The following is a 17,018-nucleotide window of genomic DNA, read 5'->3' on the forward strand; positions in this document are numbered from 1 at the left end:
AGACCGAACCGGGAAGTCAGGAGAAAGCGTGCTGGAGCGCATCGAATCACCGCGTGATGTGCGCTCGCTGACCCCAGGGGAGTTGCGCGAACTTGCTGAAGAGATCAGGGACTACCTCGTCGACGCCGTGTCGAAATCGGGTGGGCACCTTGGTCCCAACCTCGGCGTCGTCGAACTGACGCTCGCGCTGCATCGCGTCTTCGACTCACCCACCGACCGCATCGTGTTTGACACTGGCCATCAGTCGTACGTCCACAAGCTGCTGACGGGACGGCGCGACTTCTCGACGCTGCGCAAGCGCGGCGGCCTGGCGGGCTATCCCTCCCGTGCAGAATCCGATCACGATGTGGTCGAGAACTCGCATGCCTCGACGGCACTGTCCTGGGCTGCTGGCATCGCGAGGGGTCACACCTTGAGAGGCGAGACTGACAGAACGACGGTCGCCATCATCGGCGACGGCGCGCTGACGGGCGGCATGGCCTGGGAGGCGCTCAACTCCCTTGCGGACTGCAACGACAGGGTCGTGATTGTGGTCAACGACAACGGCAGGTCGTACGCCCCCACGATCGGCGGGCTGGCCCGCCGCCTTGACGGCATGCGCACGTCTCAGGCGTATGAGAACTTCCTCAGTTGGGGCAAGCGCACGTTCCACGCGCGCGGGCCGGTCAGAGACTTCACGTATCAGACAGTCATGCACGGCAAGCGCGCGCTCAAGGGTCTCATCGGCCCCCAAGGCATGTTCGAGGACCTCGGCCTGAAGTACATGGGGCCTGTCGACGGGCACGACGTGGCTCAAGTGGAAGCGGCTCTCACTCACGCCAAGGGCTTCGGTGCGCCGGTGATCGTCCATGTCGTGACCGAGAAAGGGCGCGGCTACGAGCCTGCTGAGCTGGATGTCGCCGATCGTTTCCACGCCGTCGGGCAGATTCACCCGGAGACAGGACTGCCCGTTGAGCCGTCACGGTTCGGGTGGACGGCTGTCTTTGCCGACGAGATGCTCGCGGCAGGCTCCGAGCGAGACGACCTTGTGGGAATGACGGCAGCCATGCTGCAGCCCGTCGGCCTCCAGCCTTTCGCCGATGCCTACCCCGGCAGGGTGATCGACGTCGGCATCGCCGAACAGCACGCTGTCACGGCCGCCGCAGGGCTCGCGTTCTCCGGAATGCATCCTGTTGTGGCGGTCTACGCGACCTTCCTCAACAGGGCCTTCGATCAGCTCTTGATGGATGTGGCGCTGCACAAGGCGGGCGTCACCTTCATGCTCGATCGGGCGGGCATCACTGGGGATGACGGGCCGAGTCACAACGGCATGTGGGATATGGCTCTGCTGCGCCACGTCCCTGGCTTGCGGATGGCGGCCCCTCGCGATGAGAAGACCTTGCGTTCGGCCTTCCGTGCGGCCATTGACATCGACGACGCCCCGACAGTGGTGCGCTACCCGAAGGGGGCAGTGGGCGAGGCGATGCCCGCAGTGCGCAGTGTCGAGGACATCGACGTGCTCGCCGAGCACGGAACGGTGCCGCAGGTGGTGGTGTTTGGCATCGGCTCGATGGCAGGCACCGCGATTGAGGTTGCAGGCAAACTCGCGGCGGGCGGCACCTCGGTGATCGCCGCGACCGCCACCTGGGTACACCCGGTGCCAGAAGGCTTGCTCGAGGTGCTGGGCGATGCCGAACTCGTCGTGACGGTCGAGGACGGACTGACGGACGCCGGTGTGGGCGAAGAGTGGGCCGAGTTCGCGAGGCTCGCGGGCCACGAGGTCCACTGGTCGCACCACGGTGTCCCGCGGGAATTCATCGAACACGCGTCTCGGGCACAGGTGCTCGAGCAAGTCGGGCTTGAGGCCTCAGTGATCGCCGACGCCGCGGCAGCGCGCCTCGGCTAGCCCTCGGACGTGCCGGACCGCTGGTCAGCGTCGAGCACCGCAGCGCGCATGAAGGCCTCAGCGAGGGGTTGTGCGGTGAGGTCGATCTGCCAGGGCCGTGCTGAACGCGACGTCAAGAAGTCCCTGACCCACTGAACGCCGCCGTCTCGGTACTCCCAACAGGCCCTCCTGGCCGCATCCGGCTGCAACAGGTTTTCCACGGGAACGTCATGGCGTTCGGCCAAGGCGGCGAGTGCGAGCTTCGCCTCCGTGAGTCTCGCCGCCGCCTCTGGTCGCTTGTCAGGCCAGGCCCTTGGCGGGGGAGGGCCGTCGCCGGCCGGAGCTCTCCGTGCGGGAAGGGCCTTCTCTGACAGGGCGAGCGCCGCCTCAATGGCTGGCCACCAGCGCGGGGCCGCCTTCTTGGTGCCGCGGGTGCGCCACTCGGGGATGTCCAAGAGCGCTTCAAGAGAGGCTGGCTTGCTGCTCGCGGCAGCGATGATCGCCGCGTCCCTCAGCACGCGACCAGGAGTGACGTCGCGTCGTTGGGCCTCCCGCTCTCGCTCCTCCCACAGGGCACGCACGATCGCGAGCCCGCGCTGGTCACGCACCGTGTGAGTACCAGAGGTGCGCCGCCAGGGATCTATCCGGGGCTCGGCTGGGGGAGCCAGGCGCACCGCTTCAAACTCTTGGCGAGCCCATTCGCTCTTACCTGCCGCTTCAAGATGCCCAGCAAGGCCATCCCTGAGTTCCAGCAGAATCTCGACGTCAAGGGCCGCGTAGGCAAGCCACGAGTCGGGAAGAGGGCGCACCGACCAGTCCTGTGCCGAGTGCTCCTTCGCAAGAGCGAAACCCAGTTCTCGCTCCACGACGGCCGCGAGTCCCACCTTGGGCCATCCGAGCAGCCTAGCTGCGAGTTCTGTGTCGAAGATGGCGGATGGATGGATTCCCAGGTCCTTCACGCCCGGCAGATCCTGGCTTGCGGCGTGGAACACGTACTCAGCGTCCCCCATGGCTTCATGAAATGCGCTGAGGTCGGGCAGTGCGGCCGCATCGATGAGGGCGATGCCGGCGCCTGCACGCTTGAACTGCACCAGGTACGTGGCTTGGCCGTAGCGAAAGCCCGATGCACGTTCAGCGTCGGCCGCGATGGGACCCTTGCCTGTCTTGAAGGCTTCAATGACGCCGTGAAGTTGCTCAGCAGTCGTGACGATGTCGGGAACCCCGTCGGCAGGCTCCGTCAGGAGGATGGGCGCGGGGCCTTCCTCCTCTGTCGCTGCCGGTTCTTCTTGTGGTGAGCTCATCTGTGTCCTCCTGGAAGCACGGAAACCCCCTGTGGCGCTGGCGGAACACCCGCGCACATGGCGAGCAGTTCCGTCCACGCAACGATGTGCGGGGCAAGATCAGAGTCGGTGGGGGTCCACGACACCCTCAACTCGACGGTCACGTCGTCTTCATTCCGCGCGAGCTGGCCGAACGACCGTGACACCACCTTGGTCACCGTGCCGCCGAAATGCTCGTGAGGAACGTCGCTGAGTGCCTCGTTAAGCCACGACCACGCCGCGTCCGCCCAGAGATCGTCTTGGCCGACCTCGGCCTCGACTCGCGCCTGGACCAGCGCCACCACACGGAAGGTCCCGTTCCACGCATCCTGACCCGCGGGATCGTGAAGAGCGACAAACCGGCCGGTCGTCTCGAGGTCCTCTGGCAGGACGGTGCCGTTGATGGCGACAGCGAAGGGTGCGATGCGCGACGGCGCAGGCGTTTCGACCAAGCGCACGTCGCGACGCGTGCGCGCCCCCTGCAAGGACAGCAGTGCCTCGCGGAACGCGGCCGGGACGGCCGTGGCATTCATGGCATGAGCCTATGGCGCGGCCGACTGCGTGGCTGGTACGCCACGCCCTCGGCGCTGCGGGTAGGCCCTTTGGGCATTCCCGTCTAGGCTGGGATGCCGTACCCCTGACGGACAAGGAAGTGACATGGCGCTTGCCCAGATTGGCGTGACCGGACTCGCAGTGATGGGTCGGAATCTCGCGAGAAACTTTGCTAGGAATGGCTTCACGGTGGCTGTACATAATCGCAGCCCGCAGAAGATGCGGTCCTTGATTGCCGACCATGGCGACGAAGGCGAGTTCCTCGGCTCCGAGTCTCTCGACGACTTCGTGGCTTCCCTAGAGAAGCCCCGCAAGATCGTCGTGATGGTCCAGGCTGGGGCCGCGACCGACGCCGTGATCGATGCGCTCGTGCCCCTCATTGACAAGGGCGACATCATCGTCGATGCCGGCAACGCTCACTTTCCCGACACCCGCCGACGCGAGGCAGAGCTCAGCGCGAAGGGCATCCTGTTCGTGGGTTCCGGCGTGTCAGGTGGCGAAGAGGGCGCCCTTCTTGGACCGTCGATCATGCCCGGTGGGCCAGCGGAGTCTTACGCCTCGCTCGGACCGATCCTTGAGAAGATCTCGGCCAAGGTCGATGGTGTGCCCTGCTGCACCCACGTCGGTCCAGACGGCGCTGGTCACTTTGTCAAGATGGTGCACAACGGCATCGAGTATGCCGACATGCAACTCATCGCAGAGGCATACGCCGTGTTGCGTGCTGGTCTCGACCTTGAACCGCGTGAGATTGCGAAGATCTTTGCCGAGTGGAACGAAGGCGATCTTGAGAGCTTCCTGATCGAGATCACGGCGGAGGTGCTGTCACACAAGGACGCCGCGACGGGCAAGCCGCTCGTCGACGTCATCCTCGACGAGGCAGGGCAAAAGGGCACGGGCCGTTGGACGGTGCAGAATGCGCTGGATCTTGGCGTGCCGGTGACGGGCATTGCCGAGGCAACCTTTGCGCGTGCCATCTCCTCGCAGCGGGCGCAGCGCGAGGTTGCCCCCGAACTCTTGAGTGGTTCCGCAGGCGACTTCCATATTGGCAACAAGGAGGGGTTCATCGAAGACGTGCGCGTCGCCCTGTATGCCTCCAAGGTCGTGGCCTACGCGCAGGGCTTCGATCAGATCCAGGCCGCGTCAGAGGAGTACGGCTGGAACATCGACCGCGGCGCCATGGCGCGTATCTGGCGCGGTGGTTGCATCATCAGGGCGAGGTTCCTCAACCGCATCACCGAGGCCTACGAGCGCAACCCTGAGCTTCCCAGCCTGTTGGTCGACCCGTACTTCACCGATGCTGTCGCCAACGGTCTGTCTGGATGGCGCAGGGTGGTGGCGCAGGCGGCACTTGCAGGAGTGCCTGCGCCCGCGTTCGGATCCTCGCTCGCGTACTACGACTCCTTGAGGAGCGAGCGCCTGCCTGCCGCGCTGATTCAGGGCCAACGCGACTTCTTTGGGGCGCACACCTACAAGCGGATCGACAAGGAAGGCACCTTCCACACGCTGTGGTCGGGCGACCGTTCCGAGGTAGAGGCTTAGCGGCTGAACTATCCACCGCTCGTGTACTGCTCTTGGGGTCGACCGTGAAGATTGTGGGACGTCGTCCCGTTGTCGAGGGAGTTGACCTCGTCGCGTCCCTTACAGTGCCAGCGCACTTTGCCGACGCAACGTTCGACACGTACCGACCAGACCCCCACTTCCCTTCGCAGGAGAGGGCCCTCGCCGCCGTTCGCGAGTTCGCGGCGGGGGCGAGCGGTCGGTTCCGCAGGAGCTCCGCCGGTAAAGGCTTGTATCTCGACGGCGGTTACGGCGTGGGCAAGACGCACCTGCTCGCGGCTCTCGCCTCCCACGTGGGTCACGGGGCGGCCTTTGGGACCTTCGTCGAGTACACGCACCTGGTAGGCGCGCTCGGCTTCACCACCGCGAGGGACGCGTTGGCGGGCTTCCGCGTGGTCTGCATCGACGAGTTTGAACTCGACGATCCTGGCGACACGGTCTTGATGGCCAGGCTGATGCGTGAGCTGGCAGACGCTGGTGTGGCTCTCGCCGCGACATCGAACACTCTTCCCGACTCTCTGGGCGAGGGCCGGTTCGCTGCTGATGACTTCAAGCGAGAGATCCAGGCGGTCGCTCGCGTGTTCGAGGTCGTCACGATCGACGGCCCCGACTACCGCCACCGTGGCGAACTTGCCTTCGTGAATTCGAGTCCAGAGGCCGTGGCGCTCGTGTCGCAAAAGTGGGGCGGGACGGTCGAAACGTGGCCTGAACTCGTCGCCGATCTCCAGCACGTCCACCCAAGCAGACTTGGCGCCTACATCGATGGCGTGCGCTACCTGGGCCTCATGGACGTGGCTGCCTTGAACGACCAAGCGCAGGCACTGCGCGTTGTCAGCCTGGTGGACAGGTTGTACGACGCAGACGTGAGCGTCGTCGCCTCGGGAACATCCCTTGGTGAGGTGTTCACGGCCGAGATGCTGGCCGGTGGCTATCGCAAGAAGTACTTCCGTGCGCTCTCACGACTGTCCGCGCTCAGCGTCGGCGAATAGCAGGCAACACACCGCGTGCGCCACCGCACCGACGAGCTGCACGGCCGCTGTGGCGAAGTCGACACGTGACGCACCAGCAGAGGGCTCAGAAACGGACGCGAGGCGACGATGGGCACCATGAGGAGGGTGTGCCCCTTCACGGGCATGTGCCTGTTGCTGGGCTTGAAGAGAAGGAGTCAGTGGTGGTCAACATCTACGGCCGTGCGACACCGATCGCGATCGGGACGGCGGCCCGGACCCCGTTGACGGCGGCGACGGGATTGGATCCGGCCACCCCCGAGGCGGTGAAGGCCGCACATCACCAGGGTCGCATCGAAGCCGTCGCCCAGGCATTGGCGGTCATTGGCACGATCGAGGGCACCTTCAGGGTCGACGCCGACGGTGATACCAGCCACCCGTCGTTCACGACCGCTGACCTACTGCGTCAAGTGGCGCTCCAGATCCGTGAAGAAGTCTTCGACCCGACCTCTCGCTCCACTCTCGAGATCGCCGCCCGAGCCAACGAGGCGCACGAGTTGTCGAACTACGTGCTTGAGGTCTCCAGCCACTACGCGGGTAGTAGCAATAACCCTGTCTCGGAGGCGCTCACCTTTGTCGCGAGCGACATCCGCAAGGGCACCGAGGGCGTCAACAAACTGCGCCAGGCCTCCAGCGTAGAGACAGAGCCTGAGCTTCTCACTGTGCTCGCGGTAGACGAGGACGACGACGTGCGGTGGTGGGCGGCACAGAACCCTGCCACCCCTGCAGAAGGCTTGCTTGAGGCACTCCACCGCGAGAAGCACCCGATGGTTCTCACGGCGCTGCTCGCCAATCCACGCGTCCCGGCTGACGAGGCCGAGCCCTTTGTCACGCACTCCGCGCGTGATGTCAGTAGAGTCGCTCAGCGTCGGCTGTCGGAGGAAGAGCAACCGCCGATGTAGGTGCTACGCCTCGTGGCGTAGCGCCGTCACCCGTGCTTTCTCTTTGTCCACGTCGAAGTCCGCCACCGGCCACGTGAGGTTCATGCTCTCTAGGGTCGAGGCGAGCAACTCGGTGACCGCGAGTCGCGCGAACCATTTGTTGTCGGCGGGGATCGCGTACCAAGGCGCCGCGTCGGTCGAGCATCGGTCAAACACGGCCTGGTAGGCCTCCATGTAGGAGGTCCACCGAGACCGTTCGTCGAGGTCTGCTGGGTTGTACTTCCAGTGCTTGTCTGGACGGTCTAGCCGTGACTCAAGGCGATCGAGTTGCTCCTCAGGGGAGACCATGAGCGCGCACTTGAGAATGAGCGTGCCCTCGTCGACACGACGGCGCTCCCAGGCGTTGATCTCGTCGTACCGGGCGCCCCACACGCTGGAGTCCACGAGTTCGTGCACCCGCACCACCAAAACATCCTCGTAGTGCGAGCGATCAAAGACTCCGATCCTGCCGGCTGCTGGTAGTGCGCGTTCGATCCTCCACAAGTAGTGATGTGAGCGTTCCTCTTGAGTGGGCACTCCAAACGACGTGTGCTGCACGCCTTGAGGGTCGACCATGCCGAGGACGTGGCGGACGATGCCGCCCTTTCCAGAAGTGTCCATTCCCTGCAGCACCAGCAACACTGACCGCCGACCCCCCGAGCGACCTTCCGCGAACAGTTGTTCCTGGAGTTCTTCGAGTCGCTCGCCGCGCCTGGCCATCAGCCGTTCGCCGTCCTCTTCGTCGCCGAAGAAGCCGGGCGTCGAGGCGCAATCGAAGTCGTCGATGGCAAAGTCGTCGCCAACCAGAAGAGTCTCCACCGGCGACGCCCTCCACGCGCCCTTCTTGCTGGCCACTACTCCTCCTCCGCGACCACGAGGGCGACTGCGTCGGGGGCAAGGGAGAGTTTTCCCTCGGCGTCCGTGACGTCGCCGAAGGTGGCGAAGGCCTTCCCCTGAACTCGCATCGGCGAGTCTGAGAGGTTGGCGTGGACGCGCACTGGCCCGCTCATCGTGACCTGGCGGGCGGCGGCTTCGGTGACGGTGACAGGGTGACGCTTCCACGCGCCCTCGCCGAGCGTGAACGGGCGAGCTTGCATGACCGAACGCATCCACTCCTCGATCGCCGCGTGGTTGGTGCCAGCGGCACTGAGCCCAGGCCCCAGCTTTGACCTCAAGAAGGTTTGCCTGTCTTGAGGATCGGGTACCTGTACTTGGCCGCCGTAGAGCTCTTCCCACCCGTGACCTGCGAACTCGCTCATGCGCCCTTGCGAGACCGCTGAACCTAGCGGCTCGTCGTGATCGGTGAAGAACATGAAGGGCCTGGTCTCCCCGTACTCCTCACCCATGAAAAGCATCGGCGTGAACGGGCTGAGGAGGATGAGGGCGAGCGAGGCAGCCTGGGCGCCTGGACTGAGTGCGGATGACGGTCGATCGCCTAGAGCCCTGTTGCCCACCTGGTCGTGATTGGAAGCGAAGACGACGAACCGCTTCCGATCCATCTCGTCCGGTACAGGCGCGCCCCAACGCTTGCCGCGGAAAGTCGACACGCCCCCGTCGTGGACGAACACCTTGCGATACGCCTTGTCGAGCGCTTCGATCGAGCCGAAGTCGGCGTAGTAGCCGTGCGTCTCTCCCGTGAGGTAGGCGTGAAGCGCGTGGTGCACGTCGTCAGCCCACTGAGCGGTCATGCCAAGGCCTCCGTGTGTGACGGGCGTGACCATTGCGGGCTGGTTGAGGTCGGACTCTGCGACGAGGGATAGCGGCCTGCCGACGCGCTGCGAGAGCGCCGCCGTGCGCTCGGACAATTCGGCAAGAATGTGGGTAGGGGAGTCGTCGACGAGGGCGTGAACAGCGTCGAGCCTGAGCGCGTCGATATGGAAGTCTTCGAACCACCGCAACGCGTTGTCGATGATGAAGTCCCGCGCGCCTCGCGCGCCGGCCTGATCGAGATTGACCGCCCAACCCCACGGCGTCTCGTGCGCGTCGGTGAAGTACGGCCCGAACTGGCTTAAGTAGTTGCCGTCGGGACCCAAGTGGTTGTAGACCACGTCGAGGCATACGCCGATGCCCTGCGCGTGTGCCGCGTCAACGAACCTCTGCAGGGCGGCTGGGCCGCCATATGCCTCGTGGACTGCGTACAAGGACACGCCGTCGTAACCCCAACCGCGATTGCCTGGAAAAGCAGCGACCGGCATCAGCTCGATCATTTCGATGCCGCGAGCAGCCAGATCCTCGAGTTGACGGCCCACGATCGCGTCGAGAGTGCCAGCGGGCGTGAAGGTGCCCACGTGAAGCTCGTAAGTGACGGCGCCGCGTGCATCTCGGCCCTCCCACATTCCGTCAGCCCAACGGTGGATAGAGGCGTCGAAGGCTCGTGAGAAGCCGTGGACACCGTGTGGCTGCCAGGGACTGCGTGGATCAGGGAAGGGGCCTTCGCCGTCGATCTCGAAAGCGTAGTCGTCGCCCGCGCGTACTCCCTGGGCGCTCCACCAGCCGTCGGAGTCTTTGATCATCTCGACGGACGTCTGCGGGTGGCCAGCACCTGCTGGTCTTACGTGGCACGTCACGGCGGAGGCTTCTGGGGCCCATACGGTCGTCTTGTTCATACACGCTCCAAGAGGGCAACGGGATGTGCTTTGAGAATGTCGGCAAGCGCCGCCTGGCCCCCCTCGAAGGTGGCTCCAGTAAGCGTGTCTTCCCATGCGCCGTCTGGCAGTGTCACCGTGTGTTCACCCCATCCGCCAAGGTTCTCAAGTTCGATGGCGATGCGGGTGGCGATCGTGATGACTTGCGGCACATCGTCCTCGGTGCGGGCGAAGACCACGGCGTGTCCCGAGGAAGAGGGCAGCGGCACGTAGCCAGCAGATTGGCCAATGAAGGCACCTGGATGAGTGGCTCGCGCGTGCAGTGCCCTTGCGGTGACCCTGTGCTTCTCCTCCGAGACGTTGCGGGTCTTGCTGCGACCGGTCACCCGACCAAGTTGGCTCGCGAGGTGAACGAAGTCTACGGGCCTCCTATTGTCGGGATCGACGAGCATCGGCCGGAACTCTTCTGTGCCTTGATACACGTCGGGGACCCCCGGAATCGTGAGCTGAACGATCTTCTGGGCAAGAACGGCTGCCCTCACACCGTCAGCCGTGTGCATCGTCCACTCGTCAACGAGTTGACGCACCGCGGGGTCCGCGTGTGTCGCCTGAGCGAACCACAACACCGCCGTTTCGTAGGGCTCGTTGACGCCTGTCCAGGTCGTGTGGGTCTTCGCCTCGCGCATCGCCTTGATGAGGTAACCCTCCAGGCGATCCCACTCCATGAGCGCTCCGTCCACGGCGACGGTCCCCACGAGCGTCTGCCACCACAGGTTCTCGGTCCGACCATCGAGTTCAGCCGGACGTAACTCCGAGGTCGCTGCGCGCACCTTGGAGAGCCATTCGTCCCACGCCTCGGGTACCTCGCTCAATGTTCCGAGCCGAGCTCTCACGTCCTCCGATCTCTTGGTGTCGTGAGTCGTGAGCGTCGTCATGGCGTGCGGGTAGGTGTACTGCTGATCAGCCGCCCACGCGTGGAAGGCCTCTGGCGGCACCGCGAAGCGATCCGCGGGGGAGCCGACTTCGCACAAAGGAAGCAAGTGCGTCCACCGGTAGTACGCGGTGTCCTCAACGCCTTTGGCCATGACCGCTCCGCAGGCCTGTTGGAAGCGTGTCACGAGGTGCATGCGGGTCGCGTCGAAGGTCTTGCCTGCCGAACCGACCTCGGATCCCTTCAAGAGGTCGACGACGACGTCGAGCGTTTCGTGACGCTCAGGGTCGAGTTGGGCTCTCGCGTTCGTGGCCGCGGTGTCGATCGCCTCAATGGATGGAGGCTGAGACGTCGCACCAGGAATGACGTAGGCGCGATAGCGGCCGAAAGTGACGAGCATCGTGCGCAAGCAGTCGTAGAGAGCGCTCCAAGTGTGGTCGCGTAGCCGCACGTCTGACTTGCACACCTCGTGGGCCAGGGTGGCGAGTCTGCGCGCCTCTGACGACAGCGATTCCTGGACGATCTCCCTCTTGGCCTCGTCGATGATGCTCGGCAGCGCTCCCATGGCGTCGCCTGTCAGTTGGAAGAGTGTTCCCGCGAGCGGAGCGGAGCCCGCGGGGTTGCGTAAGAGGGCGCCGATGCGCCACGAAGCGTCGTAGCCCGTGGTTCCCGCCGTCTTCCACGAGGTAGGCAGTCGCTCCTCATCTTCGAGGATCTTCTCGACCACAATCCACGCACCATTGGTGGCATCCGAGAGCTGAGCGATGTAGCCGGCGGGGTCGGCCAGGCCGTCAGGATGATCGATGCGCAGCCCCTGAAGGGTGCCGTCGTTGACTAGATCTACGATGCGGCGGTGCGTTGCCTCGAAGACGTCGGGATCCTCGACACGTACCGCAACGAGCGAGCCTACGTCGAAGAAGCGCCGGTAGTTGAGCTCCTCGTTGGCCACTCTCCAATAGGCGAGGCGATAGTGCTGCTCTTGGACCAAGGTATCCATTGGCAAGTTCTCGGTGCCCTCCCTGACAGGGAAGACGTGGTCGTAGTACCTGAGCACAGGAACCTCGCCGGCCTCCTCGAAGCCAGGGATCTCCATCGAGTCCAGCGCCAGTTCACCCCTTGCCAGGACGGAGCCGATCCGATCTCCTAGCACCGGCATGAGGACGCCGTCATTGGACGACCAGTCGACGTCGAACCAGTGCGCGTAGGGTGATGCCTCGCCTTCCGCCAAAACCGACCACAAGGCCTGATTGTGAAAGACGGGGGTCGGCACGGACATGTGGTTTGGCACCACGTCCGCGATCAATCCGAGCCCGCGTTCGCCTGCCTCCCACGACAGCCTTCTCAACCCCTCTTCGCCGCCAAGAACCGCCGCCACGTGTGAGTGATCGACCACGTCGTAGAAGTGGGTTGAGCCGGGAGCCGCCGTCAAAATGGGAGAGAGGTACAGGTGGCTGACCCCGAGTGCCACAAAGTAGTCCAACTGATCCCGCGCGTCGTCAAAGGTGAAGTCAGGAGTCATTTGGAGGCGGTACGTCGAGACGGGCACAGGCGCGTCCGGTCGATGTCCCAACCGTTTGGGGCGTTCGTGAGGTGCATCTGCCATGTGTGTTTTCCCAGGTTCGTCAGGTACTTCAGCCATCATGTCACGGGGCTCTTGCCGCGGCATTGCGCAGGGCGTCGGCTGATGAAACCCTTGCTCGCGCCCTCGTCCGCAGTGGGAGGTTCGCTACCTCGGGGGCTCCACCGGCTCGGCACCCCGTTCGATCGCCACGCCGGTGAACTCGGCGTCGACGGCGTCGGCAAAGCGTCGGCCGTTGATCTCGTCATGCCGACTGAAGCCCGCCGGTTCGATGTGCACGCGCAAGGTGTACTCGCCGTCCTCAGGAACCGTCCAGTTGCGTGCGTAGTGGTAAATCATGGGGTGCCAGACCAATTCTTGGGTGTACGGACCGAGAACGGCGCCTCGAGGAGTCTCAAGCGAGGCTGTGACCGTGAGTCCCGGGACGAATCTGCCGTCAGCCGCATCGCAGACGATGACCTCAACGTGCGCATTCGTTTGGTCAGGGTTGTGCCACACAAGTTCGCCGTCTTCCATGGCGTACACCCCCTCAGCGTCCTCAATGGCGTAGGCGATCAGATAGTCGCCCTTGAGCTGGAGACCTCCGTCATGCGCGACGTCGTTGGCCATGTGGTCAAGGGCGGCCCTATAGGCGTCACCTTGTGCGCGAGCCAGGTCAAGCTGGCGGTCCGTGGCCTCTGAACTTGCAGGGTTCATCGGGGGCGTCGTGTCGTTCATCATGATCCTTTCTCAAGGTCTTGTCAGAAACGAGGTCGCTACGACCACACCAAGCGCCAACGATCACATCGCCGCGAGGCATTCCCCCCGCGAGGCGTGTCGGCGGTCCTTGGCGACTGCGGCTAGGGTGCGAAAGGTCAGCACAGGCTCCTCAAGACTGGAACGAAAGAGGCACGCGATTCATGGCATCACGAGGTGTCCAGCCGACCGGCGAATGCCGTCAGTACACGCCAGATCAGGTCTTCTTCTCCACCACTGACAAGCGCGGCACGATCGTGACCGTCAACTCGACATTCGTCGAGCTCTCGCGTTACGCGGAAGAGGAACTGGTGGGTTCGCCCCACAACCTGATTCGGCACCCCGACATGCCAGGAGGCGTCTTCCACATCATGTGGGAGCGACTGCACGCGGGCTTGTCCATGATGGGCTACGTGCAGAACCTCGCGAAAGACGGGGCGTACTACCTGACCTTCTCCACAGTCACGCCGCTGAGCGAGGGCTACATTTCCGTACGTAGCGCCATTTCGCGCCCCGACTTGTGGGAGCCGATCGCTCACGCCTACGCGCGCACCCGAGCCCTTGAGAACTCTTGGCGCGAGTCAGGAATGTCGAAAGCGGAGGCCGCTTCGCGCGGGGCGACCGAACTCGGCCAGCGGCTGGCGGCGATGGGATACGAGAGCTACGACGATGTGGTGCGCGCGATCGTGCCTGCGGAGGTAGACCGGCGGCGCACCTTGGCCCCTCCCACGGCCCCTGTCACGGAGCCAGGGCAGTTGCTCCATGACGTGGTGCAGGCGATCGGCGCGGTGGACCGTGAACTCGCGAACCTGCGGACCCGTTACGACGATGCGACCGCGGTGGCGGCGAGCTTGGATCGCGCTCAAGCCGCCTTCGCGTTGACGCTCGTGGGTTTGGAGGAGGCTGCCGCCGCCGCCGACACCGCCGCCGCTACCGTGGCAGCGGAAGCGCCAGCGGCTGCTAAGACGGCGCACGCCGCTCTCTCGCTCGCCGCCGCGGCCAGAGCCAACCTCGGCCCGCTCTCGCGGCTACTCGCCGACGTGCGAGCGGTCGTGTTGGACTTGCGCGCCAGCCTTGCGCTATCGGTTCTTCACAACGACATGGCGATGGGGTTCGCGAGCGAAGTCGCTGCGGGGTCGTCTGTGGGGGACCCGCAGGGCACCGTGGTACTGCTCGGCGAAACGGTGGCGACGTCGGTGCGTGGTGGAGAGACGCTCGGCCGGCGGGTGCAAGAGGAACTCGGTCAAGTGGTTGCTGCGATCAGTTCAGCGCGCGAGTCGCTCGAGGAGTTTCAAAGGATGCTCACGAACTGGCGCCACGTCATCGTACGCTCGGGCGTCTCCGCACGCCTCACCGGCCTCCTGGGTCCCATTGACGCGCGGCTCTCCCTCGGGTTGACCGAGCTGAGGGACCTCGACGAACTCGCGTCCAGATGCGAGACGCTCAGCCGCACCCTTGAAGCCCAACAACTGCTCGACGCCGCAGATGCGCTCGTGATCGCTGCAAGGCGTCTCTAGTCCCACGGGCCACGCGAGGGCTGGTCGCCTCTCGGGCGTCCCCTGAAATGCAAAATACGCCCGGGGCCTCGGCCCTGGGCGTATCCGCATGGTGGGCGATACTGGGTTCGAACCAGTGACCTCTTCCGTGTCAGGGAAGCGCGCTACCGCTGCGCCAATCGCCCCATGCGAGGTGGAGACGGGATTCGAACCCGTGTAGACGGCTTTGCAGGCCGCTGCCTCGCCTCTCGGCCACTCCACCGTCAAGCGGACGCCCTAGGGCGCCTACCACCGAGCGGACGACGGGATTCGAACCCGCGACCCTCACCTTGGCAAGGTGATGCTCTACCAACTGAGCCACGTCCGCGTGCAAGGTTTTGAGGCCTTGAACGAGGATTGACTGTAGCCCATCCCCGCGCCGATTACCAACTCTCGCCGCGCCGCGCACGCCAGGCGGGCGGCGCACCGTGTGGCGGGCCAGTAGCGTGAGCGCATGACGTGGCTCGATGATCCTCGCCGGCGCGGTAGCGCGGCATTTCGAGGGGTGCGAGCTGCACGACCGGTGGAGCACGTGGACGCGAGTGTCGACGGTCATCGCTTGAGTTCCGGCGGGTTCTGGGTCGTTGTCGCGACCTTTGAGGGGCGCCTCGATGCGTGGCGCATGGCAGAAGTCGAGCGCGCGCCGGCGGCGGGCGAGGACGCTGCAGACTCTCGGGAATGGCATGGCCCCGACGCTTCGGCGTGGCGGAGTTCGTTGTCACGCGACGAGTACCTGCGAGGCGTCGAGGCCGTTCGGCGGGACATTTTCGAGGGCGAGGTCTACCAGGCAAATCTGTGCCGCGTACTGAGCGCACCGCTCCCGGCGCCGCCGCCAGGGCCAGACGCCGTGGCGCTTTCCCACGTCCTCGCCACAGGAAATCCCGCACGGCATGCCGCGCGCATCGTCATTCCTGGCGCCGCCCCATGGCCCGGGTGCTGGGTCGTGTCTGCCTCGCCGGAACTGTACCTCCGTGTCGATGGCGGAACCATAGCGTCGTCTCCCATCAAGGGGACCACCACGCCAGGTGCGCCCATGCTCGATAAGGACGTCGCGGAGAACGTCATGATTACCGACCTCATCCGCAACGACCTCTCGCACGTGGCTGTGCCTGGCAGCGTGGCTGTTCCTGAGCTTCTCGGGCGTCACGAGCACCCCGGTTTGGCGCACCTGCAATCGACGGTGACCGCGACGCTGGCCCCCGCCTACGACTGGACCAGCGACCTGTGGCCCGCACTGCTCGCTGGCACCTTCCCACCGGGTTCAGTGAGCGGTGCGCCCAAGTCGTCGGCGCTGCGCATCATTGCGCGGGAGGAGACGGCGGCGCGGGGACCCTATTGCGGTGCGATTGGTTGGATCGATGCTGACAATCGGCAGGCGGAGCTTGCCGTGGGGATCCGCACCTTCTGGTGGGATGAAGGCGCTGGCGGGACGCTGCACTTCGGAACCGGTGCCGGGATCACGTGGGGCTCCGACCCTGCGGGCGAGTGGGCGGAGACGGAACTCAAGGCCAGGAGGTTGATTGGCCTGGCATCTGCGGACACAATGGCGACATGAGCGCTCTCGTGTGGGTGGACGGAACCCTTCACCCGGCGAGCGCGCCAGTCATCCAGGCAGGTAACCACGGAGTCACCGTCGGCGACGGAGTCTTCGAAACGCTAGCGGTGCGAGGCGGCGAGCCCTTCGCGCTGACACGGCACTTGGTCAGGCTGCAGTACTCACTCGACCGGATGGGGATGCAATCCCTTGACATGAGCTTGGTGCGCGACGGCGTCAGGCAAGTGCTGGACGCCAACGGCGCGGACGTCAGCAGGCTGCGCATCACCGTGATTTCCGGACAAGGTCCCATGGGCTCTGTGCGCGGCCCTGGAACCCCCAACATCATCATCTCGGGTGGAAAGGGCAACGCACCCAAGACCTGCAGGGCCGTGAGGGCTCCCTGGCAACGTAACGAGCGTTCCGCGGTTGCAGGGGTCAAGTCCACGTCGTATGCAGAAAACGTGGTCATGGTGCAATACGCGACCAAGCAGGGCGCCGACGAGTCGCTCATGTCCAACACCTACGGCTACCTGTGTGAGGGCACAGGATCCAACGTCTTCATCGAACGTCACGGTGAGGTCGTCACGCCGCCGCTTTCGTCTGGCTGCCTCGCGGGCATCACCCGCGGGTTGATCCTCGAATGGGGAGCGAAGGCTGGCATGCCAGTCCGTGTTGCCGCGCCGGGTGAGTTGAAGATGACGGTGCTGGAGGAAGTGCGCCACGGCGAGGCCTTTGCGGCGGTGAGTTCTTCCACGAGAGGGCTCGCACCGGTCGTGTGGCTCGACGGTGCCGATCTGGGACAAGGCTCCTTGCTCCGTCGGCTTGCAGACCTCTACGAGTCCCACGCCGACGTGGAGCATGACCCGCCACCGCCGCGCCAACGTGCGGCTGTGTGAC

General features: G+C 64.9%; 13 protein-coding genes and 3 tRNA genes. 7 read left to right on the forward strand and 9 right to left on the reverse strand.

Features of this window, described 5'->3' with window-relative positions:
* Window positions 1-28 precede the first annotated feature (28 nt).
* Window positions 29-1,885, forward strand: coding sequence for a 1-deoxy-D-xylulose-5-phosphate synthase (gene dxs / locus LGT36_RS04465; RefSeq protein WP_226097025.1), 1,857 nt, complete (start codon window positions 29-31; stop codon window positions 1,883-1,885).
* On the opposite strand, the gene LGT36_RS04470 is transcribed toward dxs, so the two are convergent.
* Together LGT36_RS04470 and LGT36_RS04475 are read right to left on the reverse strand one after the other, a co-directional pair.
* A complete protein-coding gene (locus LGT36_RS04470; RefSeq protein WP_226097026.1) occupies window positions 1,882-3,165 on the reverse strand; it encodes an HRDC domain-containing protein in 1,284 nt (427 codons plus the stop codon). The two genes, dxs and LGT36_RS04470, sit on opposite strands and share 4 nt — an antisense overlap.
* Entirely contained in the window at window positions 3,162-3,716 is a 555-nt protein-coding gene (locus LGT36_RS04475) for a DUF3000 domain-containing protein (RefSeq protein ID WP_226097027.1), read from the reverse strand. The genes LGT36_RS04470 and LGT36_RS04475 overlap by 4 nt, the downstream gene beginning before the upstream one ends.
* Before the next feature lie 124 nt (window positions 3,717-3,840).
* Here LGT36_RS04475 and gndA point away from each other — a divergent pair, with 124 nt between their 5' ends.
* From gndA to LGT36_RS04490, 3 genes are all read left to right on the forward strand, one after another.
* Window positions 3,841-5,274: an NADP-dependent phosphogluconate dehydrogenase gene (gene gndA, locus LGT36_RS04480; RefSeq protein WP_226097028.1), complete on the forward strand. Its 1,434-nt coding sequence runs from the start codon at window positions 3,841-3,843 to the stop codon at window positions 5,272-5,274.
* Window positions 5,275-5,318: 44 nt separating this feature from the next.
* A complete protein-coding gene (gene zapE, locus LGT36_RS04485; RefSeq protein ID WP_226097029.1) occupies window positions 5,319-6,281 on the forward strand; it encodes a cell division protein ZapE in 963 nt (320 codons plus the stop codon).
* Between the two features lie 128 nt (window positions 6,282-6,409).
* Window positions 6,410-7,201: a hypothetical protein gene (locus tag LGT36_RS04490; RefSeq protein WP_226097030.1), complete on the forward strand. Its 792-nt coding sequence runs from the start codon at window positions 6,410-6,412 to the stop codon at window positions 7,199-7,201.
* 3 nt (window positions 7,202-7,204) lie between these two features.
* Here LGT36_RS04490 and LGT36_RS04495 read toward each other — a convergent pair whose 3' ends face one another.
* The 4 genes from LGT36_RS04495 to LGT36_RS04510 form a co-directional block, all read right to left on the reverse strand.
* Complete coding sequence (locus LGT36_RS04495; RefSeq protein WP_226097031.1) at window positions 7,205-8,074, reverse strand: polyphosphate kinase 2 family protein; 870 nt, start codon at window positions 8,072-8,074, stop codon at window positions 7,205-7,207.
* Complete coding sequence (gene treZ, locus LGT36_RS04500) at window positions 8,074-9,825, reverse strand: malto-oligosyltrehalose trehalohydrolase (protein ID WP_226097032.1); 1,752 nt, start codon at window positions 9,823-9,825, stop codon at window positions 8,074-8,076. Before treZ ends, LGT36_RS04495 begins: the two co-directional genes overlap by 1 nt.
* On the reverse strand, window positions 9,822-12,254 hold the full coding sequence (gene treY / locus LGT36_RS04505; protein ID WP_370634357.1) for a malto-oligosyltrehalose synthase: 2,433 nt from the start codon (window positions 12,252-12,254) through the stop codon (window positions 9,822-9,824). The genes treZ and treY overlap by 4 nt, the downstream gene beginning before the upstream one ends.
* Before the next feature lie 207 nt (window positions 12,255-12,461).
* A complete protein-coding gene (locus tag LGT36_RS04510; RefSeq protein ID WP_226097034.1) occupies window positions 12,462-13,031 on the reverse strand; it encodes an iron transporter in 570 nt (189 codons plus the stop codon).
* A gap of 182 nt (window positions 13,032-13,213) precedes the next feature.
* Between LGT36_RS04510 and LGT36_RS04515 the strand changes: the two genes are divergently transcribed.
* Complete coding sequence (locus LGT36_RS04515; RefSeq protein WP_226097035.1) at window positions 13,214-14,566, forward strand: PAS domain-containing protein; 1,353 nt, start codon at window positions 13,214-13,216, stop codon at window positions 14,564-14,566.
* Between the two features lie 89 nt (window positions 14,567-14,655).
* On the opposite strand, the gene LGT36_RS04520 is transcribed toward LGT36_RS04515, so the two are convergent.
* The 3 genes from LGT36_RS04520 to LGT36_RS04530 all read right to left on the reverse strand — a co-directional run bounded on the left by LGT36_RS04520 (window position 14,656) and on the right by LGT36_RS04530 (window position 14,912).
* Window positions 14,656-14,730: transfer RNA gene (locus LGT36_RS04520), tRNA-Val, on the reverse strand.
* A gap of 6 nt (window positions 14,731-14,736) precedes the next feature.
* A tRNA-Cys gene (locus LGT36_RS04525) sits at window positions 14,737-14,807 on the reverse strand.
* Between the two features lie 32 nt (window positions 14,808-14,839).
* Window positions 14,840-14,912, reverse strand: a tRNA-Gly gene (locus LGT36_RS04530).
* Between the two features lie 126 nt (window positions 14,913-15,038).
* On the opposite strand from LGT36_RS04530, the gene LGT36_RS04535 reads away from it, so the two are divergent.
* Both LGT36_RS04535 and LGT36_RS04540 read left to right on the forward strand, forming a co-directional pair.
* The gene (locus LGT36_RS04535; RefSeq protein WP_226097036.1) at window positions 15,039-16,139 is read left to right on the forward strand and encodes a chorismate-binding protein; all 1,101 of its coding nucleotides are present in this window, start codon (window positions 15,039-15,041) and stop codon (window positions 16,137-16,139) included.
* The gene (locus tag LGT36_RS04540) at window positions 16,136-17,017 is read left to right on the forward strand and encodes an aminotransferase class IV (RefSeq protein ID WP_226097037.1); all 882 of its coding nucleotides are present in this window, start codon (window positions 16,136-16,138) and stop codon (window positions 17,015-17,017) included. The genes LGT36_RS04535 and LGT36_RS04540 overlap by 4 nt, the downstream gene beginning before the upstream one ends.
* Window position 17,018 lies beyond the last annotated feature (1 nt).

Source organism: Demequina sp. TMPB413 (genome assembly GCF_020447105.2).
Lineage (GTDB): Bacteria > Actinomycetota > Actinomycetes > Actinomycetales > Demequinaceae > Demequina.